This is a genomic window from Streptomyces sp. PA03-6a (genome assembly GCF_033792765.1).
Lineage (GTDB): Bacteria > Actinomycetota > Actinomycetes > Streptomycetales > Streptomycetaceae > Actinacidiphila.
The window spans coordinates 1-19,422 of the sequence record NZ_JARAVK010000178.1; the positions used below are offsets into that span (position 1 = coordinate 1).

15 protein-coding genes are annotated in these 19,422 nt (G+C 74.2%); 5 read left to right on the forward strand and 10 right to left on the reverse strand.

What is annotated here, in order from left to right:
* Positions 1-783 (reverse strand): SulP family inorganic anion transporter (locus PV350_RS32600; RefSeq protein WP_500337313.1); only part of this gene is annotated, 783 nt, incomplete at its 3' end.
* A 112-nt stretch (positions 784-895) separates the two neighbouring features.
* On the opposite strand from PV350_RS32600, the gene PV350_RS32605 reads away from it, so the two are divergent.
* The 3 genes from PV350_RS32605 to PV350_RS32615 all read left to right on the forward strand — a co-directional run bounded on the left by PV350_RS32605 (position 896) and on the right by PV350_RS32615 (position 3,576).
* Positions 896-1,360, forward strand: a complete 465-nt coding sequence (locus PV350_RS32605) for a cyclic nucleotide-binding domain-containing protein (RefSeq protein ID WP_499514876.1) — start codon at positions 896-898, stop codon at positions 1,358-1,360.
* 207 nt (positions 1,361-1,567) lie between these two features.
* Positions 1,568-2,269 carry a response regulator gene (locus tag PV350_RS32610; RefSeq protein WP_499514875.1) on the forward strand — a complete coding sequence of 234 codons (702 nt, stop codon included), beginning with the start codon at positions 1,568-1,570 and terminating at the stop codon, positions 2,267-2,269.
* Positions 2,270-2,682: 413 nt separating this feature from the next.
* Positions 2,683-3,576, forward strand: a complete 894-nt coding sequence (locus tag PV350_RS32615; protein ID WP_500337314.1) for a hypothetical protein — start codon at positions 2,683-2,685, stop codon at positions 3,574-3,576.
* Here PV350_RS32615 and PV350_RS32620 read toward each other — a convergent pair whose 3' ends face one another.
* The 6 genes from PV350_RS32620 to PV350_RS32645 form a co-directional block, all read right to left on the reverse strand.
* Positions 3,577-5,304, reverse strand: coding sequence for a sensor histidine kinase (locus tag PV350_RS32620; protein WP_499514873.1), 1,728 nt, complete (start codon positions 5,302-5,304; stop codon positions 3,577-3,579).
* Positions 5,305-5,392: 88 nt separating this feature from the next.
* A complete protein-coding gene (locus tag PV350_RS32625; protein ID WP_499514872.1) occupies positions 5,393-6,394 on the reverse strand; it encodes an MASE1 domain-containing protein in 1,002 nt (333 codons plus the stop codon).
* Positions 6,391-7,230 (reverse strand): PP2C family protein-serine/threonine phosphatase, encoded by an 840-nt coding sequence (locus PV350_RS32630; protein ID WP_500337315.1) that lies wholly within the window; start codon positions 7,228-7,230, stop codon positions 6,391-6,393. Before PV350_RS32630 ends, PV350_RS32625 begins: the two co-directional genes overlap by 4 nt.
* A gap of 74 nt (positions 7,231-7,304) precedes the next feature.
* Complete coding sequence (locus tag PV350_RS32635; protein WP_499514870.1) at positions 7,305-8,306, reverse strand: helix-turn-helix domain-containing protein; 1,002 nt, start codon at positions 8,304-8,306, stop codon at positions 7,305-7,307.
* 177 nt (positions 8,307-8,483) lie between these two features.
* The gene (locus tag PV350_RS32640) at positions 8,484-12,350 is read right to left on the reverse strand and encodes a S8 family peptidase (RefSeq protein WP_500337316.1); all 3,867 of its coding nucleotides are present in this window, start codon (positions 12,348-12,350) and stop codon (positions 8,484-8,486) included.
* Between the two features lie 791 nt (positions 12,351-13,141).
* Entirely contained in the window at positions 13,142-13,630 is a 489-nt protein-coding gene (locus tag PV350_RS32645; RefSeq protein WP_499514868.1) for a TIGR00725 family protein, read from the reverse strand.
* Positions 13,631-13,693: 63 nt separating this feature from the next.
* On the opposite strand from PV350_RS32645, the gene PV350_RS32650 reads away from it, so the two are divergent.
* Positions 13,694-14,896, forward strand: coding sequence for a glycoside hydrolase family 3 N-terminal domain-containing protein (locus tag PV350_RS32650; RefSeq protein ID WP_500337317.1), 1,203 nt, complete (start codon positions 13,694-13,696; stop codon positions 14,894-14,896).
* Positions 14,897-14,924: 28 nt separating this feature from the next.
* Here the strand turns inward: PV350_RS32650 and PV350_RS32655 are convergent, their stop codons facing one another.
* Positions 14,925-15,275 carry a hypothetical protein gene (locus tag PV350_RS32655; RefSeq protein ID WP_500337318.1) on the reverse strand — a complete coding sequence of 117 codons (351 nt, stop codon included), beginning with the start codon at positions 15,273-15,275 and terminating at the stop codon, positions 14,925-14,927.
* A 151-nt stretch (positions 15,276-15,426) separates the two neighbouring features.
* Between PV350_RS32655 and PV350_RS32660 the strand changes: the two genes are divergently transcribed.
* The gene (locus PV350_RS32660) at positions 15,427-16,776 is read left to right on the forward strand and encodes a diacylglycerol/lipid kinase family protein (protein ID WP_499514865.1); all 1,350 of its coding nucleotides are present in this window, start codon (positions 15,427-15,429) and stop codon (positions 16,774-16,776) included.
* A gap of 435 nt (positions 16,777-17,211) precedes the next feature.
* Here the strand turns inward: PV350_RS32660 and PV350_RS32665 are convergent, their stop codons facing one another.
* Entirely contained in the window at positions 17,212-18,240 is a 1,029-nt protein-coding gene (locus tag PV350_RS32665; protein WP_500337319.1) for a LacI family DNA-binding transcriptional regulator, read from the reverse strand.
* A 10-nt stretch (positions 18,241-18,250) separates the two neighbouring features.
* Entirely contained in the window at positions 18,251-19,336 is a 1,086-nt protein-coding gene (gene rhaS, locus PV350_RS32670) for a rhamnose ABC transporter substrate-binding protein (RefSeq protein WP_499514863.1), read from the reverse strand.
* Positions 19,337-19,422: the final 86 nt, after the last annotated feature.

The window sequence follows — 19,422 nt, forward strand, 5'->3', positions numbered from 1 at the left end:
GGGCAGGGCCGGCCGGGGCAGTCCGGAGGGGACCTCGCCGATGACCGCGATGCCGTGTCCCTCCAGCCCGAAGACGCCGACGACGACCGTGCCGGCGACCACGGCGAGCAGCGGACCGGGCGCGCGGGGGACGTACCGCTGGACGAGGAAGAGGAAGAGCAGCGCGGACGCGGCGAAGGCCACCGTCCCCGCGTGCGCCTGCGGCAGGTGCGTCACGAAGGAGACCAGCTGGGGGAAGAACTCCTCTCCCGTGACCGGCACCCCGGTCAGCTTGGGCAGCTGGTCGATGATCATGATGCAGGCCACCCCCGCGAGGTAGCCGACGAGCACCGGGCGCGACAGCAGGTCGGCGACGAAGCCCGCCCGTACCGCCCACGCCACCACGGCCAGCAGGCCGACCACCACGGCGAGCGCGGCCGCGAGCACGGCGTAGCGGCCGGGGTCCCCCGCGGCCAGGGGCGCCACCGCGGTCGCCGTCATCAGCGCAGTGGTGGACTCCGGGCCGACCGACAGCTGCCGGGACGACCCCAGCAGGGCGTACAGCGCGAGCGGGGCGAGGACGGCCCACAGCCCGGCGACCGGCGGCAGCCCGGCCAGTTCGGCGTACGCCATGACCTGCGGCACCAGGTACGCCGCCACCGTGACGCCGGCGAGCAGGTCACCGCGCAGCCATGCCCTGCGGTAGCCGACGAGGGTGGCGAGGCCCGGCAGCAGTCCGCGCCAACCGCGCTTCGTGGCGGACCTCGCGGGCGGCGGGGCGGGCTTGGAGACGGCGGACGGCATGCGCCCATCCTCCCCGACGACCCCGTGTTGGGGCCGGTCGGCCCCTCCTCGCGCTCCCGGGTGGCGGAGGACCCTGGAGGTGACGTCGTACCGGACGAGAGGGAGGACGGCGATGACCACCACCACGACGGGCCTGCTCGACGCACTGCCCCCGGAGACCCGAGGGCGACTGCTGGAACTCGCGCGGGACGTGTCCTTCCCGGCCCGGGCCCGGATCTTCGAGGAGGGGCACCGGGCCGACCGCTTCTGGATCATCCGTACCGGCTCGGTCGCCCTCGACCTGCACGTGCCCGGCCGGCAGCCCGCCGTGGTCGAGACCCTCGGCCCGGGTGACCTGCTCGGCTGGTCGTGGCTCTTCCCGCCCTACTCCTGGCACCTCGGCGCGCGGGCCCAGAGCCCGGTGCGGGCCGACGAGTTCGACGCCACGGTCATACGGGCGCTGTGCGAGGCCGACGCGGTGTTCGGGCGCGCGGTCGCGCGCCGGGTCGCGCAGATCGTCGCGCACCGGCTGCAGGGGTCCCGCACCCGGCTCCTGGACCTGTACGGTCCGCAGGGCAGCGGCAGCACGGTGCACTGACGGGCGCATGGTCCATTCGGCCCTGTCGCCGCGGGGCCGCCCGCGGGATGATCCGGGAGTGACCGGGGGATCGGGCGGCAGCGGTGGCGGCGGAGCGCGCGGGCGTGTCTTCTTGATCCCTGTGGACGGAGGAACGCCGGCGCGGCAGGTGCGCGGGCCGGGCGGCGCGAGGCCGCGGGATCGGGAAGAGACGCCCTGGGGGCCGGGATGAGTGAGGCACGGGAGTTCACGGAGCAGGCGCCGATCAGGGTGTTCCTGGTCGACGACCACGAGGTGGTACGGCGCGGCTTGCACGATCTGCTCGACGCCGAGCCGGACATCGAGGTCGCCGGGGAGGCCGGCACGGTCGACCACGCCCTGGCGCGCGCCCCGGCACTGCGGCCGGACGTGGCGATCCTCGACGTGCGCCTCCCGGACGGCGACGGCATCGGCGTCTGCCGGGAGCTGCGCTCGCGCATGCCGGGGCTGGCCTGCCTGATGCTGACGTCCTTCGATGACGACGACGCCCTGCTGGACGCGATCATGGCCGGTGCCGCCGGCTACGTGCTGAAGCAGATCAAGGGCTCCGACCTGGTCTCCGCCGTCCGCACGGTGGCGTCGGGCCAGTCGATGCTCGACCCGGCGACCACCGCCCGCCTGATGAACAGCCTGCGCGAGCAGGAGCAGCCGCCGGAGCCGCAGGACGAGGCTCTGGCCGGGCTGACCCCGCGCGAGCGGGAGATCCTGGAGCTGATCGGCGAGGGACTGACGAACCGGCAGATCGGCCGGCGGCTGTTCCTGTCCGAGAAGACGGTCAAGAACCACATTTCCCGGATGCTGGGCAAGCTCGGCGTCGAGCGCCGCATCCAGGCCGCCGTGCTCGCCACCCAGCACCAGCCGTCCGGCGGCCCACCGGGTTCCGCCCGCTGAGACGCCGGGACCCCGCCCGCCGGTGAGCGGCGACCGCTCGGCGTGGGCACCACCGTTTCCCCGCGCCGAGTGGGCGCCGTCGGCAAGCACCCGTCCTGCTGGGCAGCGCCCGTGGCCGCCGCCTCGCGGCGTCGGCGCGTACCGAGGCGGAGCGGACCTGACCGCCGCAGGCCGTGCTCGCCACCCAGCACCAGCCGTCGCGCGGCCCGTAGGGGTCCGGCCCCCACCGGGCGGGCGCCGCCGTTCGCCTCGCGGCGGTGGCGCTCCCGTGTGCGGTCGGCTGTGCGGTCGGCCCGGGACGCGGGGCCCCGCGAGGATGCCCCGGCGGGCCCAGGCGGTAGGGCCGGTCGGCCCTCCCCGTGGGGGGTCGCGACGTGCAGGGTGGGAGACGCGTCGTCCGGAGGGAGCGCGCCATGAATCCCACCACACTCAACGGGGCGACCCTGGAGAAGCTGATCTCCGCCGCTGTGGCGGCCCCTTCGTTCCGCGGGAGCCGGCCCTGGCGGTACCGCCTCGATCCGGAGACCGGCACGTTCCAGGTCCGCGCGGTCCCCGAGCCGGGGGTGCCGGAGTCCGAGGCGGCGGCGCGCGCCCTGCACGTGTCCGTCGGCGCCGCGGTGTTCAACCTGCGCGTCGCGCTGGCCCACTTCGGCTGGGAGCCTGCCGTGCAGCTGCTCCCCGTACCCGGCGACGCCGACCTGCTCGCCGCCGTGCGCCCGATCGGCCCGCTCCGCGTCGGCGACCGCCCGTACCGGGACCTGTACGACGCGATCTGGCGGCGGCACAGCTGCCGTACGCCGTACTTCGCGCACTGCCCGACCGGGGCGGTGGTGCTGGAGCTGATCGACGCCGCGCACGCGGAGGGCGCGTCGCTGACCCTGCCGCGCACCGAGGAGGCCCTGCGGCTGCTGCGGCTGACCGCGGAGGCGGAGCAGCGCGGCACGACGGGAACGGGCCGCGCCGTGGGATCCGGGGGCCGGGTCCACGAGGACACGGGGGCCGGAGCGGCCGCCTCCGTCGATCCCGAACGGCGGCCCCTGGTCGCGGCGCTGTGCACGCCCCACGACTCGTGCGCGGACTGGCTGCGGGCGGGGCAGGCGATGGAGCACGTGGTGCTCCTGGCGACGGCGCACACCGTCCATGCGACGCTGCTGCACGAGGCGATGGAGTGGCCTGACCTGCGGGCGGCGATGCGGACCACGGACTGCGGTCCGGGCCTGCTGCAGATGCTCATCCGGTTCGGCGCCACGGCGTCCGGGGCCGGTGCGTCGCGGGTGCCGGCCCATGAGGCCGCGGAGCGGGGCTGATCAGCGCGTACGGCCACCGTCCGACGGCACCCGCCACACCAGGCGGGTGCCTCCGCGGTCAGGCGTCTCGAGCGTCATCGTGCCGCCCAGCTCCTTCGCGCGCCGTTCGAGGTTGGCCAGTCCGCTGCGGCGCCCGTCCTCGGGGACGCCGACGCCGTCGTCGCTGACCGTCAGGGTCAGCGTGCCCGAGCCGACGACCAGGGAGACGTCCGCGGCACCGGCCCGGGCGTGGCGGGTCACGTTCGACAGGGCCTCGGCGAGCACCGCCACCACGTGCTCGGCGACCGCGGCGGGCACATCGGTGTCGATCAGCCCCTCCATGCGCAGCGACGGGGTGAAGCCCAGGCCGGGCACCGCCGCCTCCACCGCCTTCGCCGTCCGCACCCGCAGCCCCTGGCGGCCGGGGCCGGTGTCGTGGCTGCGCAGTCCGAAGATCGTGGAGCGGATGATCTTGATCGTCTCGTCCAGGTCGTCCACCGCCCGCAGCAGCCGCTCGCTCGCCTGCGGGTGGTCCACGAACCGCATCGCGCTCTGCAGCGTCATCCCGGTCGCGAACAGCCGCTGGATCGCCAGGTCGTGCAGGTCGCGGGCGATCCGGTCGTGGTCCTCCAGGAGGACCAGCTGCTCGGCCGCCCGGCGGCGCTCGGCCAGCTCCATCGCCAGGGCCGCCGAGCCGGCGAAGCCCAGCAGCGGCGCGGTCTCCGCCTCCGTGAAGGGCGCCTCCCCCTCGGCGCGGGCCAGCAGCAGCGCACCGCGCACCCCCTGCGGGGTCGCCATCGGCACGGCCACCGCGGGGCCCAGTCCGCCGAACCGCGGCGGGCCCGCCACCACCCGCGGATCGTGCTGGATGTCGACGCTGGTCAGCGGCTCGTTCGCGGCCATGGCCGCCCCGGTGAACGATCCCTCGCGGGGCAGCGTCAGCCCCTGGTGGGTGTCGGCGTCGATGCCGGTGGCGATCGCCATCGTGATCCCGTCGCCGGTCCCGGCCGGCAGCGCCAGCACGCCCAGGTCGGCGCCGAGGATGCTCCGGGCGTGCTCCACGATGAGCTCCAGCACCGCGTCCTCGTCGATGCCCGACAGCAGACCGCCGGTGATCTCCGCGTTCGCCTCCAGCCACCGCTGCCGCGACCTGGCCTCCTCGTACAGCCGGGCGTTGTCGATCGCCACCCCGGCCGCCACCGCCAGGGTGGACAGCACCGTCTCGTCCTCGCCGTCGAACTCCTTGCCGCCCCGCTTCTCCGTCAGGTACAGGTTGCCGAACACCTCGTCGCGGATCCGGATCGGCACCCCCAGGAAGGAGTGCATCGGCGGGTGGTTCGCCGGGAAGCCGTGGGAGGCCGGGTGCTGCGCGATCTCCTCCAGGCGCAGCGGCACCGGGTGGCGGATCAGCTCGCCCAGGATGCCGTGGCCCGAGGGCAGCGGCCCGATCGCCTTGGTCTGCTCGTCGCTGACGCCCACCGTCAGGAACTGGGCCAGCCGCGCGTCGTCGCCGATCACGCCCAGTGCGCCGTACTCGGCGTCCACCAGCAGGACCGCGGCCTCCACGATGCGCCGCAGCACCTGCGGCAGGTCCAGCTCCCGGCCGACCGAGAGCACCGCCTCCAGCAGGCTGTGCACCCGGTCCCGCGTCCCCCGCACCGCGTCGATGCGCGATTGCAGCTCGTCCAGCAACTCGTCCAGCTGCAGCCGTGGCAGGCCCTCGGCGTCCTTGCCGCCGTCAGTCCCCACCGGCACCTCCGTCCGCTGTGGCGGCCCTCGTGGGGGCCCCCTCTCAAAGTAGCGCCACCCCGGCGGGAGGACGCGCGGAACGGCGCCGCTACTCGTGGCCGCGCTCGCCGGGCGGCACGGCCGCCCAGTGCTCGATCTTCTCGTCGGGCGCGAGCCGGGACAGGGCCTCGCCGAGCCTGCGGCAGACCTGCTCGATCTCGCGGCGGGTGTGCTCCCGTTCGGTGACGGTCGCCGACAGCAGCAGGGCGGTCAGCGCGGCGGATCCGTTGAAGGCCTGGAGGGTCACCATCTTGGCGAACAGGTCGAGTCCGGCGAACGGGCCGGACCCGTCCGCCGCGGCCTCGATCGCGATGAGCGAGGTGATCAGGGCGCAAGGCGCGGCGCCGGCCAGCTGGAAGCGGAACGCGGCCCAGATCAGCAGCGGGGAGACGAGGAAGAGCAGTCCCGGCGTGCTGTGCGTGGCGACGAACGTGACGAGCGCGGTGCCCGCCACGAGCGCCGCCGCCTCCGCCCAGCGGTACGGCGGGACCCCGCGCGGCGCCCGGACGGTGCGCAGGACGAGCAGCAGCGGCGCGATCACCAGCACGCCCATCGCGTCGCCGGTCCACCAGACCGACCAGGTGGACCAGAAGGCGCCCACCGGCACGGCACCGGAGGCCACCAGCACGCCGCTGCCGATCGTCGCGCTGATCAGCATCCCGCCGAGCGCACCGAGGAACACCAGGGCGAGCGCGTCCTGCAGCCGGTCGAGTTCGACGCGGAACCCGACCCTGCGCAGCAGCAGGCAGGCGCACACCGGAGCGAGGGTGTTGCCCGCCACGATCCCCAGCACGGGCAGGAACGACGGCCCGATCGCGATGTTCACGGCGAACGCGCCGATCGCGATGCCCGGCCACAGCCGGATGCCGCCGAGCAGCAGGCCGACCAGGGCGATCCCGGTCGGTGGCCACATCGGGGTGACCTGACCGCGCACCAGTTGCTGCTCCAGGCCGATGCGGGCCCCGCCGTAGTAGGCGGCGGCCATCACCAGGATCCACAGGGCCGTGGCCCGGTACCGCCGGAGCCCCTCGCCGTGGCCGTCGGCGCTCATCGCGCTGCCCTCCCGCAGGGGCCGCCGTGTCCGAGGACGAGTACGGCGGCGTCGTCGCTGTGCCCGGTGAGGTCGGCCACGGCGATCACCCGGGCGGCCAGTTCGTCGGGGTCGGCGGTGGAGCCGGCGGCGGCCAGGTCCGCCACGCGGGCCAGCCCCTCGTCGAGGGGATGGCCGGGTCCCTCCACCACGCCGTCGGTGACCAGCACGAAGGCACCGGTGCCGGCCAGGACCCGGCGGGTCGACGGGTACTTCTCGCCGTCGAGGATGCCCAGCGGCAGGCCGCCCTCGTCGAGCACGACCTCGCAGTGGCCGTCGTCGGTGGCCCACACCGCCGGGACGTGCCCGGCGCGGGCGTCGACCAGCTCGCAGGTCGCGGGGTCGAAGCGGAGGAAGGTGCACGTCACGAAGAGCCCGGATCCCATGGAGATCAGCAGGTCGTTGGTGCGGGCGAGCACCTCCGCCGGCTCCGTGGTCGCCACGGCGACGGCGCGCAGGCAGGTGCGCACCTGGCCCATGTAGGCGGCGGCCTCGACGTCGTGGCCCTGCACGTCGCCGATCGCGCAGCCGACGCTGCCGTCCGGCATGGGGAACACGTCGTACCAGTCGCCGCCGATGTCGAGCCCGTCACGCGCGGGGGCGTACCGGCCCGCCACGCGCAGCCCCGGGACGGCCGGGAGCGCGGCGCGGAGGGTGTGCCGCTGGAGAGCGGCCGCCAACTCCACCCGAGCCTGCTGCATCTTGATCCGCTCCAGGATGCGGCCGGTGAGCTGTCCGAGTGTGTTCAACAGCTCCTCGGCGCTGCTGCTGGAGGGAGCGGTGTGACGTCGGGACATGGCACCAACGCTCCGGGGCCTTGGGCACTCGCGCCACTTCTCACCCTACGCCCGCGGCCCCTCCGCACCCCTGGTCAGAGCCAGCCGCGGCGGGCCGCCTGCCATGCGAGCTGCATGCGGGTCGCGGCGCCTGCCAGCGTCATCATGTGCTGGATGTGGCGCTGGACGGTGCGCCGACTCAGGCCCATCTGGCTGGCGATGGCCTTGTCCGCCACGCCCGCGACGAGCAGCGACAGCAGCCGGCGGTCGGTCTCGCTCAGCGGGTCGGAGCCGTCCGCGTCGTCGGCGCCGCTCATCGCGCCGGACGCGCTGACGTGCAGCGGCACCGCGTCCTCCCAGTAGCGTTCGAACAGCGCGGTCAGCGCCTCCAGGAGGCTGCTGTCGCGCAGCAGCGCCGCGGTCGGCTCGTTCGGGCTGCCGTGCGGGCCGCCGGGGACCAGGGGGCAGATGGCGATGGTGCGGTCGGCGACCGCGAGCCGCAGCGGCAGATGGGGCACGGAGCGGGCTATCTCCCCGGCCTGGACGCCCTCAACAACGTTGTCAATGGCCCCGTCGTCGTCGAAGAACGCCCGCTCGTACAGGACGCGGTACCGCACGCCGCGGGCGAGGGCGTCGTACTCGGCGCGGTTGCTCCCCGAGGGCATGGCGACGTACTGCGCCTTGCAGAACCAGAGCATCTCGTGGCGCGCGTTCTCCTGCATCTGCCGCAGGTGCTGGCGCAGCGCCTGGCTGCCGGTGATGACCTCGATGAGCTGGCCGGCGTCCTGGCGGCGCGCCGTACTGCGGTAGCTGTCCAGCAGGTCGGTGACCGCGGTGCGGGCCTTGTCGAGGGCGTCGGCCTGGCGTTGCAGACGCGGCAGCAGGGCCACGTCGGGCGGGGTGGCGGCGTAGTGCCGGGGGCGGTTGTCGGTGGGGCTGGCGAGCCCCTTGGTGGCGAGGGAGGCGAGGACGCCCTCCGTCTGCCCGGGCGGGAGGCCCGTCTGTACCGCGACGTCGTCCGCCGAGGCGGTCGCGGTGGTGACCAGAAGCCGGTAGACGGTCTCCTCGACCGCGGTGAGGCCAGCCGCCTCGAGCATGCCGCGTTCCTCCGGGTCCGAACGGGTCCGCACAGCATGCGCACAGGGCGGGCACAAGCCGTACATTTCGTTAAAGGCCGGACTATACCCGGGAAATGTTTCGTGCCAATGGCGCGGCGGGTGCAGGGGCCCACACTCCCCTGCACCCGCCGCTGTGTCAACGGTGACGCCCCACCGTCACCGTCCTCCGGAGGCCCGTGCGCCGCTGTGCAGGTACGCGCGGTCCACCGTCTGCCGGACGCTGTTGCCGGCCGCGTCGGTCGCGGTCACGCGCAGCGTCACGTAGGCGTCGCCGCGCACCCGCGACGGACGCTCCACGGTGGCGGTGAAGCCGCCACCCTTGCGGGCCGTGCCCGCCCGGGTCCAGGTCCGCCCGTCGTCGTAGGACGTCTCGACCCGCAGGGTCACCCCGCGCGGCGCGGCCATGCCGTCCTGCATCCGCACGTTCAGGCCCAGCTGGTACCGGCGGGCGGGGCCCACCGCGTTGCGGGCGTCGACCGGCACCGCGTAGTCGACCTGCAGCAGGGGCAGCAGCGTCGTGTCGGCGGCCGAACCGGAGCGGAAGGACCACGAGGTGCGGGTGCCGGCGCCGAAGCGCCAGTCGTCCGATACCCGGGTGGTCGCCAGGTCCAGCCGGTACTTCGCGTCGCCCGCCGGCACCTCGAAGTCGCCCCACGCGCCCTGGTCGGACGCGGCGATCTGCTTCCCGTCGCGGTAGAGCACCGCGGTGGCGGTGTCGTCCACCGGCGCTCCGTCGCCGGCGCGGGCCGCGCCGGTTCCGATGCCGCCACCGAGGCCGTTGAGCTCGTAGAACGAATAGTGGCCGGTGCCGGAGTCGTTGAACTCCGGAACGAAGACGGACAGGGTGTTGCCGTTGCGCACCGACGGCCAGGCCGCGCCGCGCGGAATCGACGGACGGACCACGGCCCCGAACCAGCGCTCCGTGGCCTTCTGACCGGGCCGGTAGGTGCGCGGCACGTCCCGCATGCCTGCCCCGAGCGGGGTGTCCATGCCGAAGACGACGTTGTGGTGCACGGTGTGGCGCCACAGGGTGTCCCCGCCGGTCACGTACTCCACGCGCTCCCGGCCCGTCGGCACCTCACGGCTGTACTGGTTCCAGGCGGTGTCCTGGTACGGACGCCACCCGAAGCGCTGCTCGCTCGCCCACTGCGAGGCGCCGGTACGGGTGTAGGTGCTGCGGACCACGGCGCTCTCGCGCTCGGAGACGGTGTGCACCAGGTTCTTCGGAACGAAGCCCTTGGACACCTGCATCACGTCGTACAGGTACGGGCTGCGCACCGTGCCGGAGAACTCCACCGTGGTGGTGCGCTTCTTGATGCGCTTGAGGAGCGCGGTGCCCTCCGCCGTGCCGGCGCGCATGGTCGGCAGGGCCATGCGGTCACCGGTCGGGCTCCACCGGGTCCAGGGGTAGAAGCCCTCCTCCACGACCAGCATCAGCGCCTTGGCCCCGGCCTCCTTGGCCGCCTTGGCGAGCTGCCGGTCGTCGGAGAAGTCCCAGCGGACCACGGCCAGCTTGCCGCGCACGCCGGCCTTCTTCAGCTCGGCCGCGGTGCCGGTGCCGGCGTCGACGGCGGTCAGCTTGGCACCCTTGTCGTCGAAGGCCGGGGACGCGGGCACGTAGTACGGGGTGAAGGCCGGCGACGTGCCGGAGACCTTCGCCCGCAGTTGCGGGGCGACCAGCTGCCAGCGCGAGGCGAACTCGAAGTCGCCGTCGGTGACGCGCGCGGTGGGGCTGACGTAGATCCGCTTGGCGATGTCGAAGAACATCACGCCCTGGATCAGGCCGTTGCCGTCGATCTTCCGGTACGTCTGGTAGCTGAGGATGCCGCGCTGCTCGGCGGGCCGGGGCGTGCGGATCTTCACCTCGGTGACCTTGGAGGCGTCGAGCGTCACCGTGGTGTCCTTGGTGACCTTCACCTCCGGGTTGACCACCTCGCGGAGCTCCTGGCCGTCGGCGGCCCTGTCCAGCGTCCCGAAGCTGAGCTGGTAGGTGCCCTCCTCGACCTCGGCGACGGCGGGCTCGACGCCGCTGTACTGCACGAACCCGTCGGCGCCCCAGATCGTCGGCGCCGCGCCCTCGATGACCTTGCCGTCGCGGTCGCGGGCGACCACGGTCAACTTGTGCTTGGGGGCGTGCACGTTGAGGCTGACGGTGGTGTGGGCGACAACCGTGCCGTCGGCCGCCGCGGCGGTGACGTAGCCGTAGTACTTCCCGCGCGCGGCGTGGGCCGCGTCGGTGCTCAGCGGGACGTCGGCGGTGGCACCGGGCGCGAGGCTCACGGTGCCGGAGCCGAGGGTGACGACCCCGTCGGGCAGCGCGCGCCCGGTTCCGGTGGACAGCTTGACGGCCAGCTTCAGATCGACCGTCTTGTCACCGGTGTTGGTGTAGCGCACGGTGGCCGCCTGCTGCCGTCCCGCCGTCCCGCCGTTCTGGACCGGGGGCAGCGCGACCGTGCCGGTCGCGGTGATCGGGCCGATGGCGGTGGCCAGGTCGATCCGGCCGCCGCCCTGCTCGGTCACCTTGGTGCCGGGCACCGTGCGCGAAGTGCTGATCAGCGCGTCCTTGATCTGCTGCGCGCCCCAGCCCGGGTGCTGCTGCGCCAGCAGCGCCGCGGCGCCCGCGACGTGCGGAGTCGCCATCGACGTGCCCGAGGCGGCGACGTAGTTCGCGTCGACCGGGTCGCCCATGGTGGTGCCCGCGGCACGGGCGGCCACGATGCCCACGCCCGGGGCGGTCACGTCGGGCTTGACGGCGCCGTCGCCGAAGCGCGGGCCGCGGCTGGAGAAGGAGGCGAGGGAGTCGTCCCGGTCGACGGCGCCCACGGTCAGCGCGGCGTCGGCAGCGCCCGGCGAGCCGACGGTGGACGGCCCCGGGCCGGCGTTGCCCGCGGCGATGACGAACAGCGTGTCCGTCGACGCGGTCAGGGTGTTGACGGCCTGGCTCATCGGGTCGGTGCCATCGGTCTGGATGTCCGCACCGAGGCTCATGTTGACGACCTTGGCGTGCTCGCCCGCCGCCCACTCCATACCGTCGATGACCTGCGACTCCGAGCCCGAGCCGTCGTCGCCGAGCACCTTGCCGACCAGCAGGTCGGCCTTGGGCGCCACGCCCCGCCGGGTCCCCGCCGACGCCGCACCGGTGCCGCCGACGGTCGAGGCGACGTGCGTGCCGTGCCCGAAGTGGTCATCGGTGTTCGCGCTGTCGGAGAAGTTCCTGGCCTCCGCGATCCGCCCCGCGAGATCGGGGTGGTTCGCGTCGACACCGGTGTCCAGCACCGCGACCTTCACACCCTGGCCCTCGTACCCGGCCTTCCACGCGGCGGGCGCGTTGATCTGCGCGGTGCTCCGGTCCAGGACCGCCTTGACCTTGCCGTCCAGCGAGACCCGCGGGGTCACCGCGGCCCGGGCGGCGTCCGAGGTCCCGCCGCCGGGGTTCAGCGTCTTCCAGAAGGCGCCGAGTTCGTCGCCGGCGACCCGGAAGGAGCGGGCGTCGATGCTCTCCAGGGTGCGCGCGGACGTCTTCTCCGCGCGGAGCGCCACCAGCCGGTCGGCGGTCGCCCCGGCGGTCTTCGCCGCCTGCGACGCCACGCGGGCCCCGTCCCGTGACGGCTCGGGCCGCGAGGAGACGATCAGCGGCAGCGTGGAGGTGTGCGCCTCGTCGTATCCGGCGGCGATCAGTGCCGTCACGTTGAACAGCCGGCGGTCAAGGGTGCCCGCGGACACCAGTGCCTCGGCGTCGAACGGCATGACGGTCAGCGATTTGTCGTCGGCTTCCAGCGTGCGGAAGGGGATGTGTTCGCGGCCAGGTCCGGGCTGGACCGAGGCGGTCCTCCGCCCACCGGGCAGCGACGTCACCGTCACCCGGTCACCGCTCACCAGCCGGACGGTGGTGGAGGACGTCCCGTCACGGTCGGCGGATCGCGCCGGGCCGTCCGGGGTGGTCCCTGCGGAGGCGGTCGTCGTGCCTCCGAGCGTCACCACCAGCACTGTCGATATCGCCGCCGTGAGGCGGAACCATGCCATCAGCCAAACACCTTTCGTACAGCTCCGGGTCACGCGCTGTCCGACAGAATCTGCCGATGCCCGGGAGGTGTCACCGGGTATCAGCTGTCACAGCTGGGACATGTCCCAACGGCGACACGGCGCGGTTCGGGCAACCTGCGACGACCCCCGCCAGGACACGGCGAACCACCCGGTGACGGCACGAACCACCCCCAAAGGGCGGGCCCTGCTGGTCCAGCGGCGCGTGATGGCGAAGCCGCGCGCGGGCGCGGACCGGACGGCCCTGGGCGATCCCGCGACCCGAGGTCCCTCGCGCGGCTGCCGACGCCAGGCGCCCGGCAGGGCGCGGCTCGCCGCCCGGGCCCGTCTGCCCGGGAGAGGTGGCCCAGGCCGCGGCGCCGCGGGCCAGGAGCGCGGCCCCGACCCCGGCAACACGCGCCCCTCGCGGCCCGCCGAGGCCCTCGCGAACGGATGCGGACGGCCTTCGGCACTCATCCGGCCGCGCCCGGCTCGCGACGGGCGGCCCCGGGACCTCCGGGGCCCCGGAGGGCGGACCTTCGGTCCGGTGCCGGTCGTCATCCCCTTCGACGACGAGGACGAGGCCGTCCGCATCGCCAACGACTCCCCCGTACCGGCTGGGCGGCGAGGTGCGGACGGCGAACCGGGAGCACGGCCTTGAGGTCGCGCGGCAGTTCCGCACGGGCACCTTCCACGTCGACGGCGCCGCGGCCGTGAGCTCGGCGCGGCAGGGCCGGCCCACTGCACCGACCTGAAGACCATCGCGGTCCGACCCGCGGTGCCTCCCCCGTCGCTCAGCCCCCGGAGGAGGTCTCCGCCAGCGCGGCCTCCACCGCCTCGACGGCCTCCTCCGCGCAGGCCGCCCGCAGGAACGTCTCCCCGGCCGGGGGCCCCTGCACGTCCCAGCCGTCGACCACGACGACGGGCTTGCCGGTCCGCAGGGCGAGCGCCACCTCGCTCAGGGTGCCCCAGCTGCCGCCGACCGCCACCACGGCGTCGGCTGCGGCGACGACCAGGCCGTTGCGGAGCTCGCCGAGGCCGGTGGCGATCGCCACCGAGAGGGACGGGTCACCCGCCCGGCGGTCCCGGCCCGGGAGGAGTCCGACAGTGGTCCCGCCGTACGCGCGGGCTCCCTCGGACGCGGCGCCCATCACCCCGCCGAGGCCGCCGCAGACGACGACGGCGCCGCGCCGGGCAAGGAGTTCGCCGACCCTGCGGGCGACCTCGCGCTCCGGCTCCCCGGCCTCGGCGGGCCCCACCACGGCGACGTAACGGCTCGTCATGACCCCTCCCACGGCGTCCCGCTCCGATTGACACGACGGACAATCAGGATATTCGCTGCATGTGTGACCTCGTACGCCCTCACGCCCCGACGCGTGTCCCTCGCCCTGCTGACCACCACGCTGGCCCTGGCCGCCTGCGAGGGGGCCCCGTCCGCCCCGGAGTCCATGGTCGCCACGGGGCGCGCGGCCGCCACCGCCACCCCGAAGGCGTCCTGCGTCGACCGGGTCCTGGCCGCGATGAACGACACCCAGCGCGTCGGCCAGCTCTTCATGGGCGCGGCCCAACTGCCCTCGCCGCCGAAGGCGGACCAGGACGCGATGCGGTCGTACGCCGTCGGGTCGGTGTTCCTCGCGGGCCGCAGCACGGCCGGCGTGACGAAGACCCGGACCCTGGTGGACGGGCTGCAGAAGTCGCTCGGGCAGACGGTGGCCGGGCAGCGGGTCGGCCTGCTGGTCTCCACGGACCAGGAGGGCGGCCAGGTGCAGGTCCTCAAGGGCTCCGGCTTCTCCACCATCCCCAGCGGGAAGACGCAGGGCACCTGGTCCACCGCCACGCTGCGCTCACGCGCGGAGGGCTGGGCGAAGGAACTGAAGAAGGCGGGCGTCAACGTCAACCTGGCCCCCGTCGCCGACATCGTCCCGACCTCCATCGGCACCGCGAACGCCCCCATCGGCCGCTACGGCCGCCAGTTCGGCGCGACCTCCGGCGTGGTGTCCCCGCACGTCACGGCGTACGTCCAGGGCTCGAAGACGGCCGGGGTGCTGACCACCCCCAAGCACTTCCCGGGCCTCGGCAGCGTCAAGGGCAACACGGACACGACGGCCTCGGTGACGGACACGACGCTGACCCGCACCGGCAGCAACATCGCGCCCTTCCGCGCGGGCATCTCCGCCGGCGCGGGGCTGGTGATGGTGTCGCTGGCGACGTACAAGCGCATCGACCCCAAGCACAAGGCCGTCTTCTCCTCGCTGATCGTCGATCAGACCCTCCGCCGCGACCTGGGCTTCAAGGGCGTCATCATCTCCGACGACCTCGGCAAGGCCGCCTCCGCCCAGTCCGTCGCCCTCGGCCAGCGCGCCCTGTCCTTCCTCCGCGCCGGCGGCGACCTCACCCTCACCGTCTCCCCCAAGGGCATCCCCACGATGGCCGAGGGCATCCGCTACGCCATGCGCCACGAACCGAAGGTGCGGACGCTGGTCGCGAACAGCGTGCGGCGCGTGCTCACCGCCAAGCAGGCGGCGGGGGTGCTGCGCTGCACGACCTGACGCCGCGGCGCCGGCCCCGGGCCGCAGGTCAGCCGGCCTCGATCCGCGCCGCCGGCGCGGACAGCATCGAGGTCAGCTCCCGGGCGGATACCACGGTGTCCTCGAACTGGCCGTACTTGTCGCAGAGCTCGAACGCGCCGTCGTCGCGTCTGCGCACGAACGCCGTCGTGGTGTTCACCGACGAGCCGGGAGAGTCCCCGGACACCACCCGCTCCACCGCCTCCAGGAACAGCCGGACGCTGTGGGCCCGCTTGCCGAACGAGATCGCCAGCGTCTCCACCGCCCACAGCAGGTTCTCGTCCGCCGGCGGTGTACGCGTGGGCTTCCAGAAGCCGTCGCTACGGGTGAAGTCCCAAGCGGCGGCGTCACCTTCGGACACGGTCCCGGACTCCTTCGGGAAGGGAACGGTGACGGTACGTAAGGTCCGCCGCCATGTCCGGGGACCGTAGCACCCGGGGACGGGGCGGGTTCGCCACCCGGGGGAACGGCCGGAATGGCGGGGCGGGGCCGTGCGGTGGCAGTGTCGGAGCATGGAGCACCTCTCGCGCAGGCACGTCGCGCAGCGCTGGCTCGCCCGTTTGGCCCTGGCCACGGCGGGGGCGGCCGTGGCGCTGCCCCTGGTGGTCGCGGGGCTGCGCAGCATCGCGCTGGTGGCCGCCGCGCTGGGCGGCACCGCGGTGACGGCGGCGGGGGCGTGGTGGGTGCTGACCCGCCGCGGTGTGGTGCGGGCGCTGGCCGTGCTGCTGACCGTGGTGACCCCGCTGGCCGTCCTCGCCTTCTACGACCGGGCCAATCTGCTCTGGGTCGTGGTCACCTCGCTGGCGCTGTGGGCGCTGGCCGTCGTCGCGGGGCGCAACGCGGTGCGCGCCACCCGGGCCCATGAGGCACGCCTGCGGGAGCGGATCGCGGCCCGGCCGCGGCGGGCGTTCCTGATCATGAACCCGCGCTCCGGCGGCGGCAAGGTCGGCGCCTTCGGGCTGAAGGAGAAGGCGGAGGCGCTCGGCGCCCGGGTCGTGCTGCTCGACTCCGACCACCCGCAGGACGTCGCGGAGCTGGCCCGGCGGGCGGCCGACGAGGGCGCCGACCTGCTCGGGGTGGCCGGCGGGGACGGCACGCAGGCGCTGGTGGCCGGGGTGGCCGCCGAACGGGGACTGCCGTTCCTGGTGATCTGCGCGGGCACCCGCAACCACTTCGCCATGGACCTGGGACTGGACCGCGCCGACCCCGCGGCCTGCCTGGACGCGCTCAGGGACGGCGTGGAGCTGCGGGTCGACCTCGGCTACGTGGGCGACCGGCCCTTCGTCAACAACGTGTCGTTCGGCGCCTACGCGGCCGTAGTGCAGAGTCCCGCGTACCGGGACGACAAGGTCGGCACCATCCTGGAGCTGCTGCCCGACCTGCTCACCCACCGCGCCGGGCCCCGGCTGACGGCCACGGCCGGGGACACCGTCGTCGACGAGCCGCAGGCCGTGCTGGTGAGCAACAACCCGTACCGGACCGACGACCCGGCCGGGCTCGGCCGCCGGGACCGTCTCGACACCGGTCTGCTGGGGGTGCTCGGCGTCAAGGTCGACAACGCGGCCCAGGCCGCGGGGCTGCTGATGGGCCCGCGGGTCGCCTCCGGGCTCACCGTGGCGACGGCACGGGAGGTGGTGACCACGGCCGACGCCGACGAGATCGACGCGGGCGTGGACGGCGAGGCGCTCGTGCTGCCCACACCCGTGCGCTGCCGCATCCGCCCCGGCGCACTGCGGGTCCGGGTGCCCCGCAACCGCCCGGGGGTGCCGGCCGCGGGCGTGCGCACGGACTGGCGCCGCCTGCGCAAGCTCGCGCTGACCATGGGCCGCACCGCGGCCGGCCGCCCGGACCGGCCGGGTTGACCCGGCACCTGATCGGGGCCGGTGGCCCCGGCGACGCGGAGACCGGCGCCGGCGCCGGTGCTCCCGAGCCCGGGCCCGGTCCCGTCCCCGCGCATCTGCGCGCGGATCAGGGGCCGGGCGGCCGAACCAGCACCTCACCGGCCGCACCGCGACCGGAGCCCCGGACCGGCGGGTTGACCCGGCACCTGATCGGGCCGGTGCCCCCGGCGACGCGGAGACCCGCACCGCCACCGGCCGCCCGGACGGGCTCAGCACCTGATCAGGCTGAAGTCGCGGACCACCAACCCGGGCTGGTTCACGACCCGTCGACGCCGGTGCTCCCGAGCCAGGGCCCGGTCCCGTCCCCGCGCATCTGCGCGCGGATCAGGGGCCGGGCAGCCGAAACCAGCGCCGCACACCGCAACCCGGCCCGGACCGGCCCCCGGCCGGGCCCGCTCAGCGCCTGATCAGGCTGGAGTCCCGGACCACCAGCTCCGGCTGGAGCACGACCCGGCGATGCTGGTGCTCCCGGGCCTGCGGCCCGGTCTCCTCCAGCAGCATCCCGGCGGCCAGCGCGCCCATGTTCGTGGCGGGCTGCCGCACGGACGTGAGCGGCACGGCCGCCGCGGCCGCGAACTCGATGTCGTCGTAGCCGACGATGGCCATCTCGCCGGGGACGTCCACCCCCGCCGCGTACAGCGCCTGCAGCACCCCGAGGGCGAGCAGGTCGTTGGCGCAGAACACGGCCGTCGGCCGCTCCGGGAGGCCGAGCAGCCGGTGGCCGGCGTCCCGTCCGGCCGCGACGTCCAGCCGCTCGGTGGGCAGTTCGCGCAGGGTCTCCGGCGGCAGTCCGGCCTCCCCCAGGGCGGCGAGCGCCCCCGCGCGCCGGTCCCGGACCTGCTGCAGGTGCCCGGGGCCGGAGACGTACGCGATCCTCCGGTGCCCGGCGGCCGCCAGGTGGCCGACGGCCATCCGGCCGCCGGCCACGTCGTCCACCGACACCGAGCACTCGGCGGTGCCCGCCGCGACCCGGTCGACGAGGACGAAGGGGATGCGGTGCCGCCGGAACGCGGCGAGGTTGCCGCCGTCGGCGTCGGCCGGCGTCACCAGCACCCCGCGCACCCGCTGCTCCGCGAAGAGCGACAGGTACGCGGCCTCCTCCTGCGGGTTCTCCGCGCTGTTGCAGACCATCACGCCGAGCCCCGCCGCCCGGGCCGCCCGTTCCGCGCCGCGTGCCACGTCGACGAAGAACGGGTTGCCCATGTCGAGCACGAGCAGGGCCATGATCCTGCTGCGGCCCGCCCGCAACTGCCGGGCGGACTCGCTGCGTACGTACCCCAGCCGGGCGATGGCGCGCTGCACACGGACCCGGGTGGCCTCGGGGACCGTGTCCGGCCGGTTGATCACGTTGGAGACCGTGCCCACGGACACCCCCGCCTCACGGGCGACGTCCTTGATCCCCACCGTGCGGCCCTTCTCCGCCACGCCCCGGCTCTCAGAACTTGAACTGGTCGATGTTGTCCTTGGTGAACACGGTCGGCTTGCCGAGCACCACCACGCCGTCCTTGCCGATGGTGTAGCTGCCCAGGTCACCGGCCTTGAAGGTCTGGCCCTCCGCACCGGAGATCTGGCCGGAGGACAGGGCGACCGCGGCGTACGAGGCGAGCGAGCCGAGCTTGGCCGGGTCCCACAGCTCGAAGGCCTCGACGGTGCCGTTCTTGACGTAGGCGCGCATGTCGTTGGGTGTGCCGAGGCCGGTCAGCTTGACCTTGCCCTTGTACTTGGAGCCCGCCAGGTACTGGGCGGCCGCCTTGATGCCCACCGTAGTCGGGGAGATGATGCCCTTCAGGTTGGGGTACTGCTGGAGCAGGCCCTGGGTCTGCTGGAAGGACTGCTGGGCGTCGTCGTTGCCGTAGGCGACCTTGACCAGCTTGACGTCCTTGTACTTGGGGTCCTTGAGCTCGTCCTTCATGAAGTCGATCCAGGTGTTCTGGTTCGTGGCGGTCTGCGCCGCCGAGAGGATCGCGATCTCGCCCTTGTAGCCGATCTGCTCGGCCAGCAGCTGCACCTCGGTGCGGCCCAGGTCCTCGGAGCTGGCCTGCGACACGAACAGGTCGCGGCACTCCGGCTTGGTGTCCGAGTCGTAGGTGACGACCTTGATGCCGTTCTTGCGGGCCTGGTTCAGCGAGGTGCACAGCGCGCCCGGGTCCTGCGCGGAGACGGCGATCGCGTCGACCTGCTGCTGCGTCAGGGTGTTGACGTAGCTCACCTGGCCGGCGGTGTCGGTGCCGTTGCTGGTGCCGACCTCCTTGTAGGTCGAGCCCAGCGCGTCCAGGGCCTGCTTGCCGCCGCCGTCGGCGATGGTGAAGTACGGGTTGTTGACCTGCTTGGGCAGGAAGGCGACGGTCAGGCCCTTCTTGGTCGCCGCGTTGGGGTCGGCCGACGCGGTCGCCTTGGCTCCGCCGCCGCTGTCCTTGGAGGAGTTCTTGGTGGTGCCGCCGCAGGCCGTGGCGCCGAGCGCGACGGCCGCGGTCACGGCGACGACGACGGTGGCACGACGGGTGAGGGTTCTGCTGGACATGGTGATCCTTTCGCCTCCGGAGCGGGTGCCGGAGTGAGGACGGGACGGGGTGCGGGTGGTGCGGGTGGTGGTGGTGCCGTGTGACG